The sequence below is a fragment of the Nitrospirae bacterium CG2_30_53_67 genome (assembly GCA_001873285.1).
GTDB lineage: Bacteria > CG2-30-53-67 > CG2-30-53-67 > CG2-30-53-67 > CG2-30-53-67 > CG2-30-53-67.
This window is the reverse complement of sequence record MNYV01000146.1, coordinates 1-22,882: the sequence shown is the minus strand read 5'-3', so window position 1 is coordinate 22,882 and position 22,882 is coordinate 1. Positions and strand designations below refer to the sequence as shown.

20 protein-coding genes and 1 pseudogene are annotated in these 22,882 nt (G+C 55.1%); 16 read left to right on the top strand and 5 right to left on the bottom strand.

Annotation, left to right across the window (positions count from 1 at the left end; genetic code table 11):
* The first annotated feature begins 660 nt into the window (after positions 1–660).
* The 8 genes from AUK29_09290 (at position 661) to AUK29_09255 (ending at position 4,993) form a co-directional block, all read left to right on the top strand.
* Complete coding sequence (locus AUK29_09290; protein OIP62104.1) at positions 661–891, top strand: antitoxin; 231 nt, start codon at positions 661–663, stop codon at positions 889–891.
* A gap of 25 nt (positions 892–916) precedes the next feature.
* Positions 917–1,255, top strand: coding sequence for a hypothetical protein (locus AUK29_09285; GenBank protein OIP62106.1), 339 nt, complete (start codon positions 917–919; stop codon positions 1,253–1,255).
* A gap of 248 nt (positions 1,256–1,503) precedes the next feature.
* A complete protein-coding gene (locus AUK29_09280) occupies positions 1,504–2,229 on the top strand; it encodes a hypothetical protein (GenBank protein ID OIP62103.1) in 726 nt (241 codons plus the stop codon).
* 225 nt (positions 2,230–2,454) lie between these two features.
* Positions 2,455–3,033: a hypothetical protein gene (locus tag AUK29_09275; protein OIP62102.1), complete on the top strand. Its 579-nt coding sequence runs from the start codon at positions 2,455–2,457 to the stop codon at positions 3,031–3,033.
* Between the two features lie 116 nt (positions 3,034–3,149).
* Positions 3,150–3,674: a hypothetical protein gene (locus tag AUK29_09270; GenBank protein ID OIP62101.1), complete on the top strand. Its 525-nt coding sequence runs from the start codon at positions 3,150–3,152 to the stop codon at positions 3,672–3,674.
* A 479-nt stretch (positions 3,675–4,153) separates the two neighbouring features.
* Positions 4,154–4,426, top strand: coding sequence for a hypothetical protein (locus AUK29_09265; GenBank protein OIP62100.1), 273 nt, complete (start codon positions 4,154–4,156; stop codon positions 4,424–4,426).
* Positions 4,427–4,434: 8 nt separating this feature from the next.
* Positions 4,435–4,713 (top strand): hypothetical protein, encoded by a 279-nt coding sequence (locus AUK29_09260; protein OIP62099.1) that lies wholly within the window; start codon positions 4,435–4,437, stop codon positions 4,711–4,713.
* A gap of 82 nt (positions 4,714–4,795) precedes the next feature.
* Positions 4,796–4,993 (top strand): hypothetical protein, encoded by a 198-nt coding sequence (locus tag AUK29_09255; GenBank protein OIP62098.1) that lies wholly within the window; start codon positions 4,796–4,798, stop codon positions 4,991–4,993.
* Between the two features lie 137 nt (positions 4,994–5,130).
* Here the strand turns inward: AUK29_09255 and AUK29_09250 are convergent, their stop codons facing one another.
* Positions 5,131–5,541, bottom strand: coding sequence for a hypothetical protein (locus AUK29_09250; protein OIP62097.1), 411 nt, complete (start codon positions 5,539–5,541; stop codon positions 5,131–5,133).
* 644 nt (positions 5,542–6,185) lie between these two features.
* Here AUK29_09250 and AUK29_09245 point away from each other — a divergent pair.
* The 8 genes from AUK29_09245 (at position 6,186) to AUK29_09210 (ending at position 14,462) form a co-directional block, all read left to right on the top strand.
* Entirely contained in the window at positions 6,186–6,809 is a 624-nt protein-coding gene (locus AUK29_09245; GenBank protein OIP62096.1) for a hypothetical protein, read from the top strand.
* 12 nt (positions 6,810–6,821) lie between these two features.
* Positions 6,822–8,153, top strand: coding sequence for a nitric-oxide reductase large subunit (locus AUK29_09240; protein OIP62095.1), 1,332 nt, complete (start codon positions 6,822–6,824; stop codon positions 8,151–8,153).
* Positions 8,154–8,256: 103 nt separating this feature from the next.
* The gene (locus AUK29_09235) at positions 8,257–9,075 is read left to right on the top strand and encodes an AAA family ATPase (GenBank protein ID OIP62094.1); all 819 of its coding nucleotides are present in this window, start codon (positions 8,257–8,259) and stop codon (positions 9,073–9,075) included.
* Positions 9,076–9,271: 196 nt separating this feature from the next.
* Positions 9,272–11,362 carry a hypothetical protein gene (locus AUK29_09230; GenBank protein ID OIP62093.1) on the top strand — a complete coding sequence of 697 codons (2,091 nt, stop codon included), beginning with the start codon at positions 9,272–9,274 and terminating at the stop codon, positions 11,360–11,362.
* Positions 11,363–11,698: 336 nt separating this feature from the next.
* Positions 11,699–11,908 (top strand): hypothetical protein, encoded by a 210-nt coding sequence (locus tag AUK29_09225; protein OIP62092.1) that lies wholly within the window; start codon positions 11,699–11,701, stop codon positions 11,906–11,908.
* Between the two features lie 38 nt (positions 11,909–11,946).
* Positions 11,947–12,258 (top strand): hypothetical protein, encoded by a 312-nt coding sequence (locus AUK29_09220; protein OIP62091.1) that lies wholly within the window; start codon positions 11,947–11,949, stop codon positions 12,256–12,258.
* A gap of 26 nt (positions 12,259–12,284) precedes the next feature.
* Positions 12,285–12,476: a hypothetical protein gene (locus tag AUK29_09215; GenBank protein ID OIP62105.1), complete on the top strand. Its 192-nt coding sequence runs from the start codon at positions 12,285–12,287 to the stop codon at positions 12,474–12,476.
* Positions 12,477–12,794: 318 nt separating this feature from the next.
* Positions 12,795–14,462 carry a hypothetical protein gene (locus tag AUK29_09210; protein OIP62090.1) on the top strand — a complete coding sequence of 556 codons (1,668 nt, stop codon included), beginning with the start codon at positions 12,795–12,797 and terminating at the stop codon, positions 14,460–14,462.
* A gap of 13 nt (positions 14,463–14,475) precedes the next feature.
* On the opposite strand, the gene AUK29_09205 is transcribed toward AUK29_09210, so the two are convergent.
* The 4 genes and pseudogenes from AUK29_09205 to AUK29_09190 form a co-directional block, all read right to left on the bottom strand.
* Positions 14,476–17,049, bottom strand: a complete 2,574-nt coding sequence (locus tag AUK29_09205) for an alpha-glucan phosphorylase (GenBank protein OIP62089.1) — start codon at positions 17,047–17,049, stop codon at positions 14,476–14,478.
* A gap of 127 nt (positions 17,050–17,176) precedes the next feature.
* A complete protein-coding gene (locus AUK29_09200) occupies positions 17,177–19,549 on the bottom strand; it encodes a phosphoketolase (protein OIP62088.1) in 2,373 nt (790 codons plus the stop codon).
* Positions 19,550–19,871: 322 nt separating this feature from the next.
* Positions 19,872–21,074 (bottom strand): acetate kinase, encoded by a 1,203-nt coding sequence (locus AUK29_09195; protein ID OIP62087.1) that lies wholly within the window; start codon positions 21,072–21,074, stop codon positions 19,872–19,874.
* A 249-nt stretch (positions 21,075–21,323) separates the two neighbouring features.
* A pseudogene (locus AUK29_09190) lies at positions 21,324–22,882 on the bottom strand (hypothetical protein).

Sequence of the window (22,882 nt, the reverse complement as noted above, 5' to 3'; positions counted from 1 at the left end):
CTGTTCTTTCAAATGACTGTCACATGCTTGAATCCATTTCAAACTGGTCTGCCTATCTTAGAGAAAAGGAAGATAAACATCTGATTGATGCGATTCATCTGAATACGAGAACGGGTCGGCCCTGCGGAGACAGCCGGTTGATATTGCGACTTGACCTGTCTGCGTGCGGACACGCACAGGCAGGAAAGATGCTTGGCAGAAGGTTGCAGGCAATGCCGAGGGGGAGACCTCGGAAGTGAAAGCAATAAATGGGCGCTGTCCCTATTTTTCCGTCGGAAGTGAAAGCAATAAATGGGCGCTGTCCCTATTTTTCCGTCAAGCAATAAATGGGCGCTGTCCCTATTTTTCCGTCCCTATTTTTCCGTCTATTTTTCCCTATCGAGATCATCCTCAAAACCCAGAACAAGTGGAAAAAGGTTACGGAAAGATACTATTCGTAATTCCATTGAAAGAAATTGCGACATCGCAAAATTGCAGATGCGGATGGGTAGTACTGACGTCCAGTTGTTTCTGTCTTATGGAAAATAGTGATGGTTAAGGTAGAGCAGATCGCAAAAGCCTTTTTAAAAATCCATTGACGTGAAATAATCATAGGAGTATAGTCTTTTATATACTCGGTTGAATCTGAAAGTAAAGAATGATTATTATAAGGGATAGAAGATGAATTTACTTGACCGGATCGAGCTTGATCCCAGAGTGTGCAACGGCAGACCCGTGATTAAAGGAACTCGAATTCCTGTTTCCGTTATTCTGGAACAAATAGCAGAAGATGGGACATGGGATACTTTGCTTGCCGGCTATCCGGAATTGAAGAAGGAAGATATTCAAGCAGCTTTACTCTATGCCAGAGCATCTCTCGAACACACTGAGGTGAGGGTAGTCGGTGCCTGAATCCCTTAATCTCTATCTGGATCAAATGTTTCGTCTGGATGTAGCCCAGGCCTTACGCAATGAAAAACACAATGTTGTACGTGCATCAGAAGTCGGTCAAGCTCGAGCAGATGACCGGCAGATTTTAGAGAGAGCGATTGCTGAAAACAGAATCCTTATCACTCTTGACGAGCATTTCGGAGATTGGGTCATTCTTCCATTGAGAGAACATTCTGGAGTCGTTCGGCTAAAGGTCAATCCCACAACGTCCAAAAATGTGACAAGGCTTCTTTTACCTTTCTTACGCCTTCATACTGCAGAGCAGTTCAGGAACCATCTTGTTATACTCTCACCCAAATATTCCAAGTGGATTAAGACAGTATGACTTGCATGGATCAGCGGCATAGCGGCATTGGAGTCTGTCTCTTCGGTCGATGACTCGTAGAGAGGCAGGACTTTTTATTTAGCCAAAAAACCTATGCCAAATTAATTATCATTGACTTTCCCAGATTCTGTGCTATTAATTAAGCATTATTCTGTATTACCTGCCGTTTACTGCCTGATTTAGGTTAGGCATGTTCTTATATCATCACATTCTTCAAGGGGATTTTTTATTTAAGAGGAGTGGGAGTCATGAAAAAACTATTTCTATTGTTTGCTGTATGTTTGTCTGTATCCATGCTGACAGTTAATTCTTATGCCCAACTCATAGACAACTTAGACGGCACCGTGACCCAGGTCCGGATTGACGGATCACAGCTTATGTGGCTCAAGGATGCAAACGCTGCTCAAGGATCAGGCTATGATCCTTTTGGAGATGGCATGATGAGCTGGTACCGAGCTAATGACTGGATCGCATCTCTTAACAGCGCTAATTATCTCGGCCACAACGACTGGCGGCTGCCCGCGACCCTGCCTGTCAATGGGAACACGTATAATTATAATCAGAGTGATAATGGTTCCACGGATTATGGTTACAACATCAGCGCCACCGGATCGGCGTATCCTGGCAGCACAGGGAGTGAAATGGCCTACATGTACTATTACGAGCTTGGGAATAAGGGCTATAGTGACACCTCCGGCAATTATGCACAGCCGGGCTGGGGATTAACCAACACCGGTCCCTTTACCAACCTGCGACCCGACTACTACTGGTCGGGTACGGAGTATGCTGACTGGCCGGACTACGTGTGGCACTTCTTTTTCAATGGCGGCCGCCAGCGCCTCTTAGGCAAGGGCAAAGACGACAGGCTCTACGCCTGGGCTGTTCGTTCCACGGCGGTCCCTGAACCCACCTCACTTATCTTGCTGGGTACAGGGTTGGTGGGGGTGATAGGGTTGAAGAGAAAGAGCCATTGACTCTAACTTATAAATTGGTAGAATGATGTGCGAACCATGATGATCTATACCCATGTTCTGAATCGTGGAGGTCATGGCGTACGCAGTCCTGCCGAGACGCTTAGAAAACTGTAGCGGGTGCGTATTATGCGGAAACGGGAATGAAAATGAGTCTTATCTGGAAACCATATAATCAATAGTTGGGCCTCAGAGGGCGCACACCTGAGCTATTGAAAGGGGGCAGGAATGAGGAAGTCGCTTGTTGGGTTTGCCTTGGCTATGGTGATAGCCGGATGCGCATCCACTCTGGAATCTCCCGAATATCTTCGATCTTCTCCGAAAGAGGTAAGCGGTATTGTTGAAAATTGGGGCAAAGAAGCGCAACCAGTGTCGTCGACCTTGTCTGTATGGAAACAGAGAATTCGCGAGTCTGACTACGCACTAATTCAACTTCGAGTAAATCTTGATACATATCGATTCGCCCTGTCTCGCGAGCAATTGGAAATGGTAATTGATGCAATCAATAACTATCAATCTATCGTTAGGCAATCTTCGTCGGAGCGCAGTAGCGCCATTGGTTGGCTATACAGAACGGATATCAAACTAAAACGCCTTGGTGAAAGCGCCAAAGATGATCGGCTAATCCTCAATGTAGAACGTAAAGAAAATGAGGCACCGGTTCTGACGCTCACCTTTGACTCTTGGTTGTTGAGTTTCGGAGGGCCAGATTCGCCCGCAGACCGAGTCTATAAGTTAGTGGTCTTCTCTCCAGCAGAGGTGGCGTCTTTGCGAGAAGTCTTAGAAGAGATTTATCGTGGCATCTAAGGCAGTCTGGGAGCCCAACAACCGCGTGGAGCCGACGCCGAAGACGGCGTACTGTTTCCTGATGTCTTGTGGCGGCTCGGCTCACGCGGAGCGTTACGCCTCCCAAAAGATCAACGATGACTGACGAAACAGAATTTCCAAACGTGCTTCACGGGCTCTTATGGCACGCAACACACCCCGATCGCTATCAGAAGATTCTGGAGGCGGGATTGATTCTGCCAAACCCTCCTATTCCAGATTGTGAGAGGTGGAAAACGGGTGGAGGCCCCGAATACTATCCATACGTACGCACTCTCGGTGGGGTGAGTCTGTTCGATTTTTATGGCTTTGAGCCCGAAAGCTATAGTGCAAAGTATCCGTTATCCACTTGGCAGGAATTCGTACCATACAGGCATTGTTGGGGCATTTCTGTATGGATCGAGATAGACCGTCATACGATTGCTGATCATTTCGTAAGTGCAGAAACACTTCTCAAGAGATGGCATCAAGACAAAGCGTATGGGCACACTATCATGCCTAAGATCGAAGCTGCATACCTGGGGCCAATCCCCGTAAGAGCTTTTCGGCGTGTCTTTATCAGCGGAGTCGACGTTCCGTGTTTTGAGGAAGTCCCGATTGAGCCCCAGAGAGAAGAGCTCTGATGGTTCAGGTAAAAGGGGGACAGCGACCGTTATTTAAATGGTCCTTATTTGTTCCTCCTTGTTTATTCCCCACCACCGGCGCTATTCCTTTTTCCTCACGATCTCTTGCAGCGCCGCGATTAGTGGCGGCAGGTCGTCCGTCACCGTGTCCCACAGCAAATCGAAGTCTATTACATCATACCCGTGAACAAGCCGATTACGCATTCCGATGATCATACTGCACCTCTGCCAGGCCCAACACCTCATCCCGGAAATGCGGAAGCCTTTTGGGGTCCGAAGCCTTTTGGAGCCTTTTGAACTCTTAATAGGGAACTCTTAATAGGGACAGAACTCTTAATAGGGACAGCGCCCATTATTACAGCAAATAACAGAAGACTTGACTTATCACATTGACAACTCTTAATAGGGACAGCGCCCATTATTACAGCAAATAACAGAAGACTTGACTTATCACATTTAATAAGTTATTATAAACCGTAATGTGGCGCATAAAAGAGCATCGAGAGATTGCAAAAATCTGCCGCGGGCTTCCACCGGCGGTTGTTAAGAAATACGAGCTGTGGAAGGACATTGTATTCAGGCATGGGCCAGAAAAGTTGAGAGCCTTCCCTTGGTTCCACGACGAGAAGCTGAAAGGGAAGCGAGGGGAGCAGCGGTCTTCGCGTCTGAGTCTGCAATACAGGGTCATCTATACCGTGAAGAGGGAAATAGTCACGGTTCTTGTTTTGGAAATAACGCCGCACAACTATTAGGAGAACATATGAAAGCTCGTAAGCGTGCTGAATTTGTACCGGCAAAACCTCATGCAAAACTGACGACCGGTGAGGTCATTCGGATGCTTCGGGAACTGAAAGGCTGGACCCAGGCGGAACTTGCCAGGCGCTCCGGCATCAGCGCAACCAATATCAGCCTCTTGGAAAACGGCAAGGTGGAAATCGGCAAAAAACGTGTGGAGCAGATCGCAAAAGCCTTTGATGTCCATCCTGCCATCATCATGTTTCCGGAGTATGAGGGAAAAGAAATCCAAAGGGTGGCCTAAAAATCGATGGGATAGATTCCGGGGACAATACCTAATCGAAATTATTGCTCCACCAGAATTTTAAAAGGGAAGGATGCCGGTGATGAATTATTCATTCGATGTTGAGGCATTAGTCAAGAATTCGGGTTTGACCACAAGACAAATAAAAGAACTTATAAAAGAAGTTCTAAGTGAGTTTCCAAGCGATCCTATGATGCAGGAGTTACACCTGCGGCGGTATGTTAAATTTGAGTTGTCCCGGAAAGCAGCCGTACAGTCAAAAGCAAAATCCGCAAGGTAGACAGAAGGGCGGTAGACTGACCCGCCACCCTTAACGAATCCCAATTCCCTTTCATTAGAAGCCATGCCTCCAACATAACATTGCTGGTTACGCTTACTGCCCACCACCAGTAAACCGAGTACACGGGTTTCCCCATATCATACCGCCTCGCCTTTCACAAAGACGGTCATGATCATGTTGTAGCAGAAGATGAAGATGGAGAGTACCTCCACAAGACCTGAAATGATAAAGATCGGGAAAAGCGGCTTATCCGGCGTTATCTGTCCGGTCATGGAGATCAGCGCCATGCCGATCAGTCCGATATTGGCGAGCCAGAACTGGATTTCTCCGAGGCGGCTGCTGTAGAGGGGGCGTCCGGTGAAGCGGGGGAGGATATGATAGCCCACCCCGAAGATCATCATGGACATCCATCCGAGAAGGTTCAGGTGGACATGGGCAAAGCGCAGTTTTGCCGATACCGGAAAAACCATCATGGCCGCTCCCAGGACGCTTGCGATCATCAGGTAGAGAATCCCCATGAAAATAAATCTTTTTACGAATCTATCCATGTCTCTTTCCTCCTTAAATCAGCCGTGTTGATCTCATATTCTTTACGAAAAGACGAATTCTTTCTTAATATTACTCCGGGAAAACAAAAACTTCTGTGATATAGGTCACTGTGGAGTTGACTTGCCAATGCTATAAATCAATGGTAAGTTTATAGCCCAAGATTGCCTTTTTTGCAATGGCATTATTAAAGAGACCCCAAAAATAAGGATCATCTTCAAAAGAGTGGATGAAAACATCAGGGGTCAAGGGGTCAAGGATTCCAGGGGCCAAGTGAAGTGCTAAAAACATAAGGGGCAGAGGGTCCTAAGTTTCAAGGGTTCCAGTGTTTTTATCTGGAGATTTTGCTTGCGTTTCAGTATTTCACTTGACCCCTTGACCCCTGGAACCCTCGACCCCTTCTTACCCGCTAAAGGGCCGATGGCTCGTAGAGGAGAACAACCAAAATGAGAGGGGGTGACGAAGAGAGGAGGGTGTGCGATAATTTGTGGTGTTTAAATAGGATAACGACTAAGGAGACGAAATTATGACCAAAAATACTGCAAGGAACTGGTTCTTCATCGGGACCATGGCCTGTCTGGTAATCTTTTTTGCATTGTCGATCCATACCATGTCGACCATCAAGGATTATACGCATTAAGAGAATTTGACGGACGACGTCATCTCGGGCAAGAAGGTCTGGGAAAAGTACGACTGCATCGGCTGCCATACCCTCGTGGGGGAGGGCGCATACTACGCACCGGAACTCAAGGATATCTACAGCCAGAAAGGGCCGGACTTTATCCGGGCCTTTCTCAAGGACCCGGTCAAGGTCTGGTATGGCGGGATCGAGAAGGCCAAAGGCCAGAGAAAGATGCCCAACCTGCACCTCTCGGATGAAGAGATCAGCCATCTGATTGCCTTCTTCGAGTGGATCGACAAGATCGATACCCACAACTGGCCGCCAAGGCCGGCAAAGGCCGTAGAGGCAGAAGCGGCGGAACCGGGTATGACTGCTTCCAAACCGGTCCAGAAAACTGCGGCTGACCACGAGGTCGAGGAAGGGAGGAGACTGGTTACGGAAAAGGGATGCACCTCATGCCATAAGATCAAGGGTGTAGGGCAGACCGTGGGGCCGGATCTCACCGGCGTGACCAAGAGACTGGATCCCGATACGCTTCATAAGAGGCTGAAAGACCCGAAGTCTGTGAATCCGGAGTCCATCATGCCCATTTTCGGATTCAAAGATGAAGAGATCCAGGCAATCACCGCCTATCTCAAAACCCTATAGGAGGAAGTCAGAATGAAATACAAGACCCAGAGTGTGGCCTACAATCATTTTGTCGTGGCCCTATTGCTTTTAGTGCTTCAGGTCATTGCCGGGCTTTGGATCGGCATCCAGTATGTTTTTCCGGATTTCTTTTATCAGGTCATTGATTTTAATGTCATGAGGACCATTCACATCAATCTGCTCATCGTCTGGATCCTCATCGGGTTTATGGGCGCCTCTTACTACCTCGTGGTGGAGGAGTCCGAGACCGAGGTCTGGAGCCCGGCCCTGGCCAATATCCACCTCGCGGGATTCGTGATCGGCGGCGTGGCTGCCATCGTCGGGTATCTCTTCGGAATAACCGACGGACGTGAGTTCCTGGAGCAGCCCTTCATCATCAAACTGGCGATCACGGTCGTGGTCCTGGCCTTTGTCCTGAATATCATCATGACCATCATAAAGGGCGGAAAGTGGACCTCGGTTCAGATCGTGCTGGTCATGGGACTGGTAGGGGCGGCGCTCTTCTTTCTCCCGGCACTGGGGAACCATGTGGGCGCTTATCGTAATCTCTCCGTGGACAAGTACTTCTGGTGGTGGACCGTGCATCTCTGGGTGGAAGGGGTCTGGGAGCTGATCATGGGCGCTATGCTTTCCTTCCTGCTCCTGAAGCTGACCGGCGTGGACCGGGAGGTCCTCGAGAAATGGCTCTATGTGATCGTGGGGATCACCTTTTTCTCAGGCATCCTGGGGACCGGCCATCACTATTACTGGGAAGGGTATCCTTCTTACTGGCTCTGGATCGGCGGGATTTTCTCGGCCGCTGAACCCTTTGCCTTCCTGGGCATGACCATCTATGCCTTTGCCATGATGGAGAAGGCAGGCCGCGCGCATCCGAACCGGGCCGCCATCTATTTCACCCTTGGCTGCGCGATCTTTGCCTTTCTGGGGGCCGGTATCTGGGGGCTCATGCATACCCTGCCTCAGATCAACCGATATACCCACGGTTCCCAGATCACGGCATCCCATGGCCATCTGGCCTTTTTCGGCGCCTATGCCATGATCAATCTCGCCATGATGGCCTATGCCATTCCGGCTATGAAGGGTAAAGACGGCTTTGACAAGCGGACTGCGCTCACCGCTTTCTGGCTCATGGTCATCGGCATGTCCGATATGACCCTGGCCCTGTTCGGCGCAGGGGTCGTGCAATCCTTTATGGAACGCTACAACCACATGCCGTTCATGGTGGTGCAGAACCAAATGTGGCTCTTCTATGCCATCCGCCTTGCCGGAGGGGTTGTCTTTGCCGTCGGTGTCCTGTACTTTGTCAAGGCCTTTTTCCAGGGCGGGGTAAAACGGGCGGCGTGACAGTCACCCGCGTTCAGCTTTCAGCGGTCAGCAGAAAAACCGAATCCTGGGCCTTTGCTGGCATCTGATTGCTGATCGCTTTTTGTATCAAGGAGAAGCAAAGATGAAATCCTATCTTGAACAGGCCGACGAAGTGGAGAGTCCGGAACAAGCCATGCCTTATTACATCCCCATCGGGGACGAGGCGGTGGTATTTGAAACCGCCTACCGGAAGAAGCTCCCGCTCATGCTCAAAGGGCCGACCGGCTGCGGAAAGACCCGGTTCATACGGTACATGGCGCATCGTCTGGGACGGCCGGTGGTGACCGTGGCCTGCCACGATGATCTCACCGCCGGCGACCTGGTAGGGCGTTACCTGGTCAAGGGCGGAGAGACGGTCTGGATCGACGGGCCGCTGACCCACGCCGTGCGGATCGGGGCCATCTGTTACTTAGATGAGATCGTGGAGGCCAGGCAGGACACCACCGTGGTGATCCATCCTTTGACCGATGACCGGAGGATTCTTCCCGTAGAGAAGACCGGGGAGACCCTGACGGCGCCGGATGAGTTCATGCTGGTGATCTCGTTTAACCCCGGATACCAGAGCCTGCTCAAGGATCTGAAACCCTCCACCAAACAGCGGTTCTTGGCTCTGGAATTTGATTATCCGGCTGCGGACAAGGAGGCGGAGATCGTGGCACACGAAAGCGGTGTGGAGATCTCGACCGCCCGTTCCCTAATCCTTCTGGGGAGCAAGATCCGGAATCTCAAGGACAAAGGACTCGAGGAGACGGTCAGCACCCGGCTTCTGGTTTATGCCGGGCAGTTGATACAAGGCGGGATCCCTTCGCCGAGGGCCTGTGAGCTGGCCATGCTGCAGCCGATTACCGACGAGCCCGAGGTGAAGAGAGGGATCAGGGAGTTGATTACGTCCGTGTTTTAGTCTTTTGGGCAAAAAGGTGAAGTTTGGGTATGAAGAGGAAGCTTAGGGTGTTCAAATTCTAATTTCGAAATCCTAAATCCTAAACAAATCCAAATTTCAAAATTCAAATGTACAAAGCAGGGCTGTTTTGAATTTTTGTCATTAGATATTGTTTAGGGTTTAGATATTAGGATTTAGTATTTGGTATATCTGTAGGATGTACATGATCCAGGCATTCATTGACAGAACGATCAACAGAAATTCCCGGGAGAGGCAGGACGCTTCTTCAAGCGTCGTTCGCCTGCAGGAGATTCAGGAGGTCTTGGATATATATCTCTCCGGGCTCATGAAACAGCCCCTAAGCGTGCGGGAAAACCGGATCTGGCAGGAGGGGAAGGGGTATGCCTTTGGTCTGATCCGCATGGCCGACAAACAGGTCCCTTCAGACCCGGAGGATTCCTACACCGACCTCAAACGGATCTTTCTCCCCGAGGAAATCAACACATTCCCCGATGCCGATGGGAACTTCAATTTTTACAAGGCCATCATTGCCCACAAGTACGGCCAGATCCGCTTCGGGAGTCTTGAGGTACTCGGGCTCTTTGAAAAGATCGAAAATCCGGATCTGGTCCGCGATCTTTTTGCGCTCATTGAAGATGCTCGTATGGAGCGGCGCCTTGTGGATGAACTGGGCGGGCTGAAAAGGCTTCTTGCGGCCCATAGGTCGAATTCGCTTAAAGTGAGGAACGGGATCCCATCCATGTCCCCCAAGCAGGCAAGGGTGGAGGCCCTTGTCCGGGTCAGCCTGGATCCCCATAACAATCTTGCGCCTTTTCCGGATGGGGTGAGAACCTGGGCGGAGCCCTATCGGGAAGAGATGCTGCACCTGATCGGAAACGGGAGCACGGCGACGGATTCGGCCCGGCTCGCCCTTGGGATCATGGGAGACCTGAACCGAGAGGAGGGTGAATACCGGGGCGTGGATCCTGTGCCCTACCGGGGAAGGATCAACCTGAATGCCGTGCTCCGGACGCTTCGAGGGGCCATCCAAGTCGAAACCGTGGGCCACGCTGGGGACGGAGAGGCCGAAGATGCCGAGCAGAAGCAGAAGGAACTCACCACACAGAGAAAGGTCGCGCCGGAGTCCACCGAGTTTGATGAAGAAGAGGCCAAGAGGGGGATTCTGCTCAACCGGTTTGACAAGATCAGCATGATCGCCAAGTATTTCAATATCAGCCGCCCTCTGGATACGGACGAGGATGTGGAAGACCTCAGGAAGTCTCTGGACGAACTGGAATCCACGGGAATGATCCGGACCGCACGCAAGGCCGGGAGCATCCTTTTGGTAGAAGACGATTTTGATTTCGATACGGAAGCGGAGGATGTGGACACGGGGGACGGACCACCGGGGATCCTCTATGACGAATGGGACTGCCGGATCGGCTCTTTTCGCGAGGACTGGTGCACCCTGCATGAGAGGACCTATAACCGGCTGGATGCGGAATGGGCCGAGAACCTGATGCAGAGAGAAAGCCGGCTTTTCACCAGGATCCGGAAGGAATTCATGGCCCTCCGTCCCGAGTACCAGAAGCTCCGGAAGCGGATTGACGGCGAAGAGGTGGACCATGACGCCTTCATCGAGGCGCTGGCCGACATCCGTGCCGGTGTGGCGCCGTCCGAGAAGATCTATATCAAACGGTCTCGGCGGAGAAAGGAGATTGCCACGGCTTTTCTGGCCGATCTTTCGGCATCCACCGATGCCTATGTCAAGAACATGAGGATCATGGACCAGCAGCGCGAGGCCCTCCTGCTCCTGGGTGAGGCCATGGAGGCGATCCAGGACCGTTATGCCATCTACGGTTTTTCAAGCAAGACCCGTAAACAGTGTGATTTCTTTACCCTCAAGGGGTTCGACGAGAACTACGGCCCCGATATCAAGGCCCGGATCGGCGGGATGAAGCCCCTGGACTATACCCGAATGGGGCCGGCCATCCGTCATCTGACCGGGATCCTCAAAAACGTTCGGGCCCGGACCAAACTCATGATCATCCTGAGCGACGGCAAGCCCAACGATTTTGACGTCTATGAAGGCAAATACGGCATTGAAGACATCAGGAAGGCCCTGCTCGAAGCGAGGGCCTCAGGCATCCAGTCTTATTGCATCACCGTAGACACCGAGGCAAGGGAATATCTTCCCACTATCTTTGAGCGGGGGAACTTTCTGGTTCTGGAAGATATCCGATCCCTGCCGCAGAAGCTGGTGGGGATGTACCGGAAACTGACGGGACTGAACGGCTCGTCCCGTTAAAAGTTTCTCCGTCTTGATGATGACGTTCGCCAAGACGCCACCCATGTTCGTGTCTCATTCGTGAAGGTTCGTGGCGAAAGGGTTTCTGTTTTTGTATCAATTATGTGATTCACGTCACTATTTTTTATGCAACGTTGTGTTAATATATGAACAGATGAGTTTGCCACGAATGGACACGAATCTACGCGAAGTTTTTTTTCGTGCCTCATTCGTGAAGATTCGTGGCCAAGGGTTTCCGGTTTTGTATAAATTATGCGTTTCAGGCAGCAGACAAATATGGCTGATGGATAGTTTACCGTGCTGCAGTTGCATAAAAAATATTAAGGAGGAATCAACATGAAAGAAATCACAAAAGACACGGTGATCGGGGATGTGATCAAGCTCTGTCCAGAGGCCAGAGCCGTCATTGAGAAACATTTTGGAAACGGCTGCTTCACCTGTCCCGGGATCAATATGGAGAGCATTGCCTTCGGTTCCACCATGCACAACCTGGACCCGAAGGTGATCGTGGACGAGATCAACGAGGTTTTGAAGATCAAGGTTTAAACAGGGATCGAAATTCATTCATCATGATAGGAGTGGTTATGGAAACCATTGAACTGAACGCACTGAAGAAATATTCCAAAGAGCATCCGGTCAAGCAGCTTCTTCACGACTCGGAACATCTGCGCATGGCCCTCCTGTGTCTGGAGGCCGGCCAGGAGATCGTCTCCCATGTAGCCCCCTCCACGGTCATGATGCAGGTTCTGGAAGGTGAAGGGGAGTTCACCGTGGGCCAGGAAAAAAAGAGAGGTTCGGAAGGGAGCATCTTTCACTGCGAGCCGAATGTCCCCCATGGCATCCGGGCCCTGACGCGCCTTTCTGTTCTGGCCGTTGTGGCGCCGAGGCCCGAATAGGACCATTTAGCAGAGAGGTGATGAGGATGACGAGGATCACCCGGGAGATGATCATCAATGACGTGATCAGGCAGTATCCGGAGACCATTTCAGTCTTCAACCGGTTTAATGTGGATTCCTGCTGCGGCGGAGGGGCATCCATTGAATCCACGGCCCAAAAAGATGGCGCCGACCTGGAGAACCTGATGGATGCACTGAACAGCGCTCTTCAACGCTGAGAGGCGACCCTGCCCTGACGCCTATGCTTGATCGAGGAATCCAGACAAAATAAACCGGATGATCCGGCCGGACCCGTCCTCCGCCCCCCGATCACAGTCGAGGGGAGGCTGGATCGGGGAGCCGGATAATGACGAACAAAGAAACGGATGCCTGATCAGGTCCGGCATAACGAAATACGAAGCCGTCAAACTTGAGACTAACTGGCAATATCTTGAGTCGGGCTTTTCAAGCTTGACACCGGATTCAGTTCTTCGTTATATTCTGCACGTTCATTTCTCAATTATTTACGAGGGAATTTTTCTTCCGGGGTCTCCCACATGGATCGTTCCACCAATCACGTGCCGCAAATCCCGCGGCTTTTGCTTATCACGGCCTGGCTGATCATGCCGGCCGCTTTCGGCTTGCTTGCCATTGTCATGGGGCAGGACGCAGGCTGGGATCTGCGAAACTACCATTTCTACAACCCCTACGCATTTCTGCACGGTCGAATGAATTTCGATATCGTGCCGGCGCAGGTTGCAAATTTCTATAATCCGATCCTCTATGTCCCCTTTTATGAAATGGTCGTCCATCTTCCACCCAAAGCGGTTGGATTCCTGCTGGGTACGGTGCAGGGGCTGAATTTTCCGGTCTTGTTTTTGATTGCACACCGTTTGCTGGTCCCGCTTCACGGGCGCAAAGCCGCTTTCTTGGGTTTTGTGATTGCACTGACCGGCGTGCTCGGCGCCGGAAATCTTTCCGAAGTCGGCGCCATGTCTGCCGACAATATCTTGAGCATCCTGGTGCTTGTCTCTCTCCTGATCGTACTGGCGAATGACGCACGTCTGTCCGGCGCTCCATCCCCCGGTCTTCTCGTCAGGGTGGCCGGCGCCGGCGCAGCGGCCGGTTTAGCGGCGGGACTGAAGCAGCCGGCGGCCATCTTCGCTGTCGGCTTATGTGCGGCGTTCCTAACCGTGCCGGCCTCCCCGAAACGGAGGGTCCTGTATGCCCTATGGTTCGGACTGGGTGTGCTGGCCGGTGTCGCCATGACCGACGGATACTGGATGGTTCGCCTGTGGGTGAAATTCGGCAATCCGCTCTTTCCCTACTTCAATGATCTGTTTCAATCGCCCATGGCGACGATAGGAAATTATCGTGATGAACGTTTTCTGCCTCAAGGCGTGCTCGAAACGGTGTTTTTCCCGCTGCTCTTCGCATTGAATTCGTTGCACACGTCGGAAATTTATTTCCGGGATCTGCGCATCCCCTTGCTCTATGGTCTTCTCATGGTGCTGGCCCTTCATGCAATCCTTAGACTGCGTGCCGCTCCGGGTCTTCGTCACGAAACTCACAGTATGGAGCCGCACTTGTCCGTCTTCGGGGTTCGATTTATGCTGACTGCAGGGGTGGTCTCTTACCTTGCATGGCTGAAACTCTTCTCCATCTACCGCTACATCACGATCATCGAAATGCTTGCCCCGCTCGGTATCTGGCTGATTCTGGCGCGGATCTTCAGCGGCCGCAGAATCCGCATGGCCGCAGGACTCATGGCCCTCGTGCTTGTGCTGGCGACCCTGCGCCCCGCCGCCTGGGGGCGGATACCATGGAGTAATGACTACTTCGGCGTCACACCGCCGACGCTTGCCGACCCCGATCACACCATGGCGCTCATGGCCGGTTACGACCCGATGGCCTATGTCATTCCCTTCTTCCCTCAGGCTATCCGTTTTCTGAGAATACAAAGCTATTTCACCGGGCCCTCGGATCAACCCAACGGCTTTGACCGGCTGATGCATCAACTCGTCGCAGAGCACTCCGGACCGCTCTATATTTTGTACCGCTCCTATGAGCAGGATGCGGCTCGTGCAGCCCTGCAGGCGTACGGTCTGCAATTACAGAGCGGCCGTTGTCAGGCGCTGCGGCCGCACATCGAAGCCGGACTCAAGGATCCCCTGCTCTTCTGCCCGGCCGTTCGTCAAGAACAGAGTGACCCTCTTCATGGATGAAAGCCGCTTTCTGTCAGGATAAATTGCGCACGAGGGTTTGAGCGCGTTTTAACAGAACTAAGGCCCCCGAATACCATAGAATCAGGCTGCACTCTGCCGGTATCCGTGCGTCGAGGTGACGGGCGACGAGGCGGGGCGTAAAATGCGCGGGCGGACGCGAGGTCTTGACACGGCAGACATACCGATCACCCTTTGCCGCGACCGGGACCCCGGCACGACGTTTCATCACCTGCCGTATCGGTTCTTCGGAACCCACAGGGTCCGCGTAAAGCTGCACTTGAACAAAGTCCGGCGGAATTCCACCGAGATCAAGCCGGACCTCGAAGGTCCAGCCGTCTTGCTCCTGAATTGCCGCAAGATCCCCCCATTGGACCTCATGCCAGTGATCCGCGAGGGTCCGTTCCCACGCCCGGAGCTCCTTGGCCAGGCGCCCTTTTCTCGCCATTCTGCGTTGAAACGCTGCCGCGGCAGGGAGGTAGAGTTTTTCCGCGTATTCCCGCACCATGCGGTTGCTGCTGAAACGGGGCGTGAGGTGGGCCATACTCGCCCGCATCCGCTGGATCCAGGCCCTGGGGAGTCCGGCCTCGTCCCGGTCGTAGAATTCCGGGACGACCTCCTCCTCCAGGAGCCGGTATAGCTGTTCCGCTTCCACGCGGTCCCACTCCCCCGCAGGGCGCTCCTGACCATCGCCGAGGGCCCAGCCCACATCCGGGGAGTAGGCCTCGGCCCACCAGCCGTCGAGGGAGGAAAGGTTGAGGCCGCCGTTGACCAGGACTTTCATGCCGCTCGTCCCCGACGCCTCCCAGGGCCGCCGAGGGGTGTTGAGCCAGACATCCACACCCTGTACCAGTTCCTGGGCGAGGTTCATGTCGTAGTCCTCCAGAAAAACCGCGTGGGCACGCACCTCCGGCCGTTCCACGAACCGGGCCCATTCCTGCACCAGGCGTTTGCCGGTCTCGTCCTGCGGATGGGCCTTGCCGGCCACGATGATCTGCACGGGCCGGTCCGGGTTGCCCAGCAGACGAACCAGCCGCTCCGTGTCCTGGAGCAGGAGATTCGGGCGCTTGTACTCGGCAAAGCGGCGGGCAAATCCCAGGGTGAGCACATGGGGGTCCAGGACCTTTTCCGACAGGGCCACCCGGTCCGGCGGCAGTCCGCGCTGTCCCAGGTGAAGGGCAAGGCGCCTGCGGGCATAGTCCACCAGGTCCGCCCGTTCCGCACTGCAAAAGGACCACAAGTCCTCATCGCTCATTTTTTTCAGGATAGTCCCGGTCAGGGCCTTAAGGGTCCCCTGCCAGCGTTCCTTACCGCAGACCTGGGTCCAGGCCTCATCCGCCCAGGGCGAATCCCAGGAGGGAACATGCACCCCGTTGGTGACATGAGTCACCGGCACCTCGTGATCAGGCCATCGCGGGAAAAGATCCTGAAAGATCCGGCGGCTGACCTCTCCGTGCAGGCGGCTCACCCCGTTGGTGATTCCGCAGGTGCGGAGCGCGAGGTAGGCCATATTGAACGGCTCTTGGGTGTCATCGGGGTTCTTACGCCCCAGGGCCGCCAACTCATGGGGAGAAACGCCGAGGCGGTCTGCATAATCCCGGCCGTATTTTTCCAGAAGCTCCCGGGGGAAGATATCGAAGCCGGCGGCAACCGGCGTATGCGTGGTAAAGACATTGCCCGCCCTCGTGGCCCAGAGCGCCTCCCAGAAATTTAGGTGGTTTTGCTCCATGAGGCGGCGTGCCCGTTCCAGAGTCACGAAGGCCGCGTGCCCCTCGTTAAGATGGCAGACCTCCACGGGGAGACCGAGCGCCTCAATCAACTGCCAGCCGCAGATCCCCAAGGCGATCTCCTGGGCCAGGCGCATCTCCTGCCCTCCGCCGTAGAGCTTGCCGGTGATGCCCCGGTCGTTCGGACTGTTTAATGGATCGTTGCTGTCCAGGAGGTAGAGCATGACCCGGCCGACTTCAGCCTTCCAGACTCGGAAGCGTACGGTTCGTCCGGGGGCATCGAAGGAGACGTGGAGCCAGGTCCCGTTTTCCGCAAGTACCGGCGTAATGGGGAGGCTCGTGGGATCATTATACGGATAGACCTCCTGCTGCCAGCCGCCGGCATCGATGACCTGCCGGAAATACCCTTCCTGATAGAGCAGGCCCACGCCGACCACCGGCACGCCCAGGTCGCTCGCCGCCTTGAGGTAGTCTCCTGCAAGGATCCCCAGACCTCCGGCATAGATGGGCAGGGCCTCGCTCAAACCGAACTCCATGCTGAAGTAGGCGATCGTGGGCGCATGGGTCTCCCCGAAAATCCCGTGGCTCCAACAGGAACAGCCAAGATACGACTCTCGGTCCTTAGCCAGACGCTTGAGCTCTTTCCTGAATTTTGCATCTCCGGCCAGATCCTCCAGGCGCTCCCGTGAAAGGTTCTGCAGGACCACGTAGGGACTTTTTGTCCGTTCCCATGTTTCCGGGTCCACGTCACTCCACAGGGCATCACCGGCATGACTCCACATCCAGCGGAGGTCGGTCACCAGGGTTGCCCACGGCTCCAGGCCGGCGGGAAGTTTTCGAGGGAAAAAGGGTGTGGTCTCCATGGTTCTGCTCCTTATCTGTTATCAGGTAGCGTCAAGATATAACCACAGAGCTCTGTGGTTTCTGTTGGTCTTTCATGTGTCCATGCGCCGCGCAGGCGCCGGCCGGTCCGAGTCCCTGCTCACTTTCTCATCTCTTGCCGCCTTTCCATGTCCATTTCAGAATTTCAGGCATGTCCTGGCCGTAGCGGGTGATATACTCCCGGTGTTCAATCAACTTGTCCCGGATGAACTGTTTTGTATAGGCCGCGATGGCATCGAGTTTGGGCACGCGGTCGATCACGTCCGCCGTCAGATGGAACCGGTCCAGATCATTGCGGACGGCCATGTCAAAAGGGGTGGTCGTGGTTCCCTCTTCCTTGTAGCCCCGCACGTGCAGGTTCTTATGGTTGGTCCGCCGGTACGTCAGCCGGTGGATCAGCCAGGGATAGCCGTGGAAGGCAAAGATGATCGGTTTGTCCGCGGTGAAGAGGTCGTCGAAATCATTGTCCGAAAGCCCGTGGGGATGTTCTTCCCTGGGCTGGAGGGTCATGAGGTCCACGACGTTGATTACGCGGATCTTAAGATCCGGCACATGTTCGCGGAGCAGGTCCACGGCGGCCAGGGTCTCCAGCGTGGGAACATCCCCGGCACAGGCCATGACCACGTCGGGGTCGGCGCCGAAATCACTGCTCGCCCACTCCCAGATCCCGATGCCCGAGGAGCAGTGCTTGACCGCCGCATCCATGTCCAGGTACTGGAGCGCGGGCTGTTTCCCGGCCACGATGACATTCACATAGTTCCGGCTCCTGAGACAATGATCCGTGACCGAGAGGAGGGTGTTGGCATCAGGCGGGAAGTAGACCCGGACGATGTCGGCCTTCTTGTTGACCACGTGATCTATGAAGCCCGGGTCCTGGTGGGAAAAGCCGTTGTGGTCCTGGCGCCAGACGTGGGAAGTCAGCAGATAGTTGAGGGAGGCGATGGGCCGCCGCCAGGGGATTTCGTCCCTCGTCACCTTGAGCCACTTGGCGTGCTGGTTGAACATGGAATCGATAATATGGATGAAGGCCTCGTAGCAGGAGAAGAAGCCGTGCCGGCCCGTGAGAAGATACCCCTCCAGCCAGCCCTGGCAGGTATGCTCGCTCAGGATCTCCATGACACGGCCGTCCGGGGAGAGATGGTCATCTTCGGGGATGGTCGGGTCCATCCAGGTCCGATCCGTGACCTCGAACAGGGCGCTCAGACGGTTCGAGGCGGTCTCATCCGGACCGAAGACGCGGAAATTCCTCTCTTCCATATTACGTTTCATCACATCTCGCAGGAAACGGCCCATGACGCGGGTCGCCTCGGCCGAGACCCGGCCCGGCTCCGGCGCCTCCACGGCATAATCCTTGAAGTCCGGAAGTTTCAGGTCACGGAGCAGAAGACCTCCGTTGGCATGGGGGTTGGCCCCCATACGGCGCTCTCCCTTGGGCGCAAGCTCGGCGAGTTCGGGACGCAAAGATCCGTTCTCATCAAAGAGTTCCTCGGACCGGTAGCCCTTCATCCATGTTTCGAGGAGCTTCACGTGTCCGGGCTTGGCCGCCATCTCGGACAGGGGGACCTGGTGCGACCGCCAGAACCCCTCGGTCTTGAGTCCATCGACCTCCTTGGGGCCGGTCCATCCCTTGGGGGTTCGCAGGACGATCATGGGCCAACGGGGACGGCCGGTCAGACCTCTGGTCCGGGCCTTTTCCTGAATGGTCTTGATCTTGCCGAATACAGTGTCCAGGGTTTCAGCCATGGCCCGGTGCATCAGCCCTGGATCTTCGCCCTCTACAAAATAAGGCTTGTAACCGTAACCCGCAAAGAGACTCTCCAACTCCGCATGAGGGATGCGGGCAAGAACCGCGGGATTGGCGATCTTGTAGCCGTTCAGGTGCAGGATGGGAAGCACGGCGCCGTCACGGACGGGATTGAGAAATTTGTTCGAATGCCATGCTGCGGCCAGAGGGCCGGTTTCTGCCTCCCCGTCGCCCACCACGCAGGCGGCAATGAGGTCGGGATTGTCAAAGACCGCGCCATAGGCGTGGGCGATCGAGTAGCCCAGCTCCCCCCCTTCATGGATGGAGCCCGGGGTCTCGGGGGCCACGTGGCTTGGAATACCGCCCGGGAAAGAAAACTGGCGGAAGAGCTTCTTCATCCCCTCAGCATCCCGAGAGATGTCGGGATAGAATTCGCTATACGTTCCTTCCAGATAGGTGTTCGCGACCAGGCCGGGACCTCCGTGACCTGGGCCGGCGATGTAGATCATATTGAGATTCTGTTCGCGGATGACGCGGTTGAGATGCACGTAGATAAAGTTAAGTCCCGGCGTGGTCCCCCAGTGCCCCAGGAGGCGGGGCTTGATGTGATTGAGAGTTAGAGGTTCTTTGAGCAGGGGATTGTCGTAGAGATAGATCTGTCCCACCGAGAGGTAGTTGGCCGCCCGCCAGTAGGCGTCCATATTCTTTAACTGATCCGTGGAAAGAGATTTATTCATTGTACGCTCCTTCTTATTGGTTCTTATCCCATTTCCCGGGTAAAAAGGGTTCAAGGATTACGCTTCGCGTGCCCCGCTTTTCTCAATCTTTGCCGTCTACAACGGCCACTACACTAAGGTATCTCTGGGTCAAGGGGCCGAGGGTCCAAGTAAAAGACAACACCTTTAACTTCCTGCAATGTTTGAGAACTTCTGAGTCCCTAAGTTTCTTGTCTGTCACTTGTCTTTTTCTCACACTTCACTTGACCCCTTGGATCCTTGGCCCCTCGAACCCTTCAGCCCTGAAGTCTTCACCCGTTCCTGCGAGAGCATGCTCCTTTTCTTACGCGTTGGTCTGAGAAAGAAGCATATACGTGTGCCGGGCGATCATCAGCTCTTCATTGGTATGGATGATACGGACGGTCGCCGGAGAGCCGGATTCTGAGATGATGGCCGCGTTTCTCAGGTTTTGCTCCGGATCAAGATCGAGCCCCAGGAATTCCAGCCTGACTGAGATGCGCCGCCGCACCTCGGGCGCGTTCTCCCCGATCCCGCCGGTGAAGACCAGGGTGTCCACCCCGCCCAGAACCGCGGCCAGGCCGCCCAGAAATTTCCTGGCCTGGCAGCAGAAGAGATCCACGGCATCCTTGGCCTGCGGTTCATCCGCCTCCCGTTCCAGGAGTTCTTTCATATCGCCGGTGATGCCGGAAACCCCCAGAAGACCGGCCCTGCGATTTACAAGTTCATTCAGCTCTCGGGGGGCCATCCCCTCTTGCTCCAGAAGGTAGAGGAGCACACCGGGGTCCAGATCCCCGGTACGGGTGCTCATGACCAGACCCCCGGCCGGGGTAAAGCCCATGGTGGTATCCAGGCATCTCCCCTTGTGCACGGCGGCCATGCTGGCCCCGTGACCGAGGTGGGCGATGATGATGCGGCCGCCGGCCGCCTCTTCGCCGGCCTCCCGCCGCAGCTCCTCCATGATATACTCATAGGAAAGACCGTGAAAGCCGTAGCGGAGGATGCCCAGGTCCCGAAGCTTCTTGGGGAGCGGATAGAGCTGGGCCACGCGGGGCATCTGCCGGTGAAACATAGTGTCGAAGCACGCAACCTGCTGGAGGGCGGGATCGTGCCGGCGGATCGCATCGATGGCGTCGAGTTCGTGGGGAAGATGTTCCGGCACGAAGGGGCTGAGTCTTCTGAGCTCCGCAAGCAGATCCGGGGTGATGAGACGCGGCCGGCTGTACTGCGTTCCGCCGTGCACCACCCTGTGCCCCGCCGCGTTCAGGTCCCGGTCCAGGGAATTCTCGTGCAGCCATTCCAGGATGACCTTCAAGGCCGCAGTGTGGTCCGGGAGGTCCCGCTGCTCTTTGATCAGGCTTGTGCCGTCCGCGTTCCCGGCGTGGAAGAGACTTCCGGAGAGACCGATCCCCTGGATTTCGCCTCTGAGGGCCAGCGTCTCCCGCTGTCCCATCCGGTACAGGGAAAACTTGATGCTGGAAGAACCGCTGTTGATCGTCAGGATCCTTTTTAACCGTCCATCTTCCATGGAGGCCTTTCACTTTCAAACAGGAGCGGTCTTAACACGCCCCCCCCTGACGAGTGCCGCGAAAATTCCCGCTGCCTTATTTACCGCTATTCCGTATCCCTGTCAAGTCACCTCCTCTGTTTTTGGGATGGTCTTTGACATGTTCAGCCGGAAATCGGACGACCAATTCAAATAGCACCGCTAACAAACCCATGCAGGCGAGGCGGTATCCGAACCCCTGATGGGGAACGCCGGACAATCCTCTCATGATCAAAGTTCAGGCCCTGGGACGGCGGACGACGCGGCGCGCCGTTTTTCGACCCAGCTTTTTCCTCGCTGACGGAGGCCGTCCATGAGACTGTAGAAGATCGGCACGTAGATCAGAGTCAGAAAGGTGGCCACGAAGAGTCCTCCGATGGCGACCACTGCGAGGGGGGAAAGCCTCTCCAATCCCAAGGCCCGCTGGGCGGCGATGGGGAGCATCCCCACGATGGTGCCGGCTGCGGTCATGAGGATGGGCCGGGTCCGGACCCGGACGGCCTGCTCGATGGCGTCCTGGATCTCCGCTCCTTTGGCCCGGGCCTTCTCGATGAAGTCGATGAGCAGGATGGAGTTGTTCACCACGATCCCCGCGAGCAGGATCATCCCCATGTTCGAGGGCATGCAGGCGTGCCGGCCCGTGATCAGGAGCCCCCAGGCCCCGCCGATCATGGCCAGGGGGATGGCGGACATGATCGTGACCGGGTTGGCCCAGGACCGGAAGGTGGGCGCCAGGGAGAAGAAGAGGAGGATCACGGCCAGGAGCAGGGCGCGCTTGAGTCTGCCCCCTGCCTCCTCCATGTTCTTGATTTCTCCTTCATGACTGATATAATAGCCCGGCGGGAGCGGAAGGCCGGAGAGGGCCTTCTGCACCCGTTCCTGGAGGTGTGAGATGGCGGTGGTCCCCCGGTACCCGTAGATGTCCACCGTGGGTTGCAGGTCCTGGCGGGTGAAGCGGGTTCGTGTCACTCCCTTTTTCACGACCGCGAGCTCGGAGAGCGGCGCCGGCCCCAGTTGTGTAGCGATCTGCACGGCCTTTAGCGCGGAAAGACTGTCCCTGGCCCCTTCAGGATAACGGACCCGGATCAGGTAGCCGTCCTCACCCGGGACCCGCAGGACCGAGGCCGGCCCGCCTTTGAGGGCCTCTGTGAGCTGACGGCTGATCTCCACGGGCCCCACGCCGTACCGGCTTGATTTTTCCACGTCTATGGTGAGAAGGAGTTGCCGCTTGTCCAGGGTCCAGGATCGCGTCACCGTGGTGAGACCCCGTACCTTCCGGAGCCGCTCCGCCGCTTGATCGGCCAGGGAGTCCAGGACCTTAGGATCGGGGCCGGAGATCATCACGTCCACGGGAGCGCTGATCGAGGAGAGGGGCGTGGCCCCGAAATCATAGACGTCCAGGGACTTGAGCCCGGGAATTCCGGCGGCCTGTTCACGGATATCATCCTCCAACTGCCAGATGGTCTTGTCCCGGTGAAAACGGTCCACGAAGTGCACGGTCATGAGTCCCTGCTGCGGGATGCGTCCGGTCCCGAAGCTGATGACGCCGATCTCGGATCCCACGGTCGTGGAGATATTCTCCATCCCCGGCATCTTCTTGAGAATTGCTTCGATCTTTTCCGCAGCCGCCTCGGTCGCGGACAGGGAGGCGTCGGATTCAGTCTCAAAGGCGATCTTGATGATCCCCGTGTCCATGGGCGGCATCAGGTCCCGTCCGGCAAGAGGTATCTGCTTCATGCTGACCACGAAGAGGACGATGATGGGGAGGATAAAGAGGATTTTGTGCCGCA

Coding starts and splice junctions, on each gene's coding strand:
- AUK29_09290 (OIP62104.1), top strand. CDS start 661: ATGAATTTACTTGACCGGATCGAGCTTGATCCCAGAGTGTGCAACGGC.
- AUK29_09285 (OIP62106.1), top strand. CDS start 917: ATGTTTCGTCTGGATGTAGCCCAGGCCTTACGCAATGAAAAACACAAT.
- AUK29_09280 (OIP62103.1), top strand. CDS start 1,504: ATGAAAAAACTATTTCTATTGTTTGCTGTATGTTTGTCTGTATCCATG.
- AUK29_09275 (OIP62102.1), top strand. CDS start 2,455: ATGAGGAAGTCGCTTGTTGGGTTTGCCTTGGCTATGGTGATAGCCGGA.
- AUK29_09270 (OIP62101.1), top strand. CDS start 3,150: ATGACTGACGAAACAGAATTTCCAAACGTGCTTCACGGGCTCTTATGG.
- AUK29_09265 (OIP62100.1), top strand. CDS start 4,154: ATGTGGCGCATAAAAGAGCATCGAGAGATTGCAAAAATCTGCCGCGGG.
- AUK29_09260 (OIP62099.1), top strand. CDS start 4,435: ATGAAAGCTCGTAAGCGTGCTGAATTTGTACCGGCAAAACCTCATGCA.
- AUK29_09255 (OIP62098.1), top strand. CDS start 4,796: ATGAATTATTCATTCGATGTTGAGGCATTAGTCAAGAATTCGGGTTTG.
- AUK29_09250 (OIP62097.1), bottom strand. CDS start 5,541: ATGGATAGATTCGTAAAAAGATTTATTTTCATGGGGATTCTCTACCTG.
- AUK29_09240 (OIP62095.1), top strand. CDS start 6,822: ATGAAATACAAGACCCAGAGTGTGGCCTACAATCATTTTGTCGTGGCC.
- AUK29_09235 (OIP62094.1), top strand. CDS start 8,257: ATGAAATCCTATCTTGAACAGGCCGACGAAGTGGAGAGTCCGGAACAA.
- AUK29_09230 (OIP62093.1), top strand. CDS start 9,272: ATGTACATGATCCAGGCATTCATTGACAGAACGATCAACAGAAATTCC.
- AUK29_09225 (OIP62092.1), top strand. CDS start 11,699: ATGAAAGAAATCACAAAAGACACGGTGATCGGGGATGTGATCAAGCTC.
- AUK29_09220 (OIP62091.1), top strand. CDS start 11,947: ATGGAAACCATTGAACTGAACGCACTGAAGAAATATTCCAAAGAGCAT.
- AUK29_09215 (OIP62105.1), top strand. CDS start 12,285: ATGACGAGGATCACCCGGGAGATGATCATCAATGACGTGATCAGGCAG.
- AUK29_09210 (OIP62090.1), top strand. CDS start 12,795: ATGGATCGTTCCACCAATCACGTGCCGCAAATCCCGCGGCTTTTGCTT.
- AUK29_09205 (OIP62089.1), bottom strand. CDS start 17,049: ATGGAGACCACACCCTTTTTCCCTCGAAAACTTCCCGCCGGCCTGGAG.
- AUK29_09200 (OIP62088.1), bottom strand. CDS start 19,549: ATGAATAAATCTCTTTCCACGGATCAGTTAAAGAATATGGACGCCTAC.
- AUK29_09195 (OIP62087.1), bottom strand. CDS start 21,074: ATGGAAGATGGACGGTTAAAAAGGATCCTGACGATCAACAGCGGTTCT.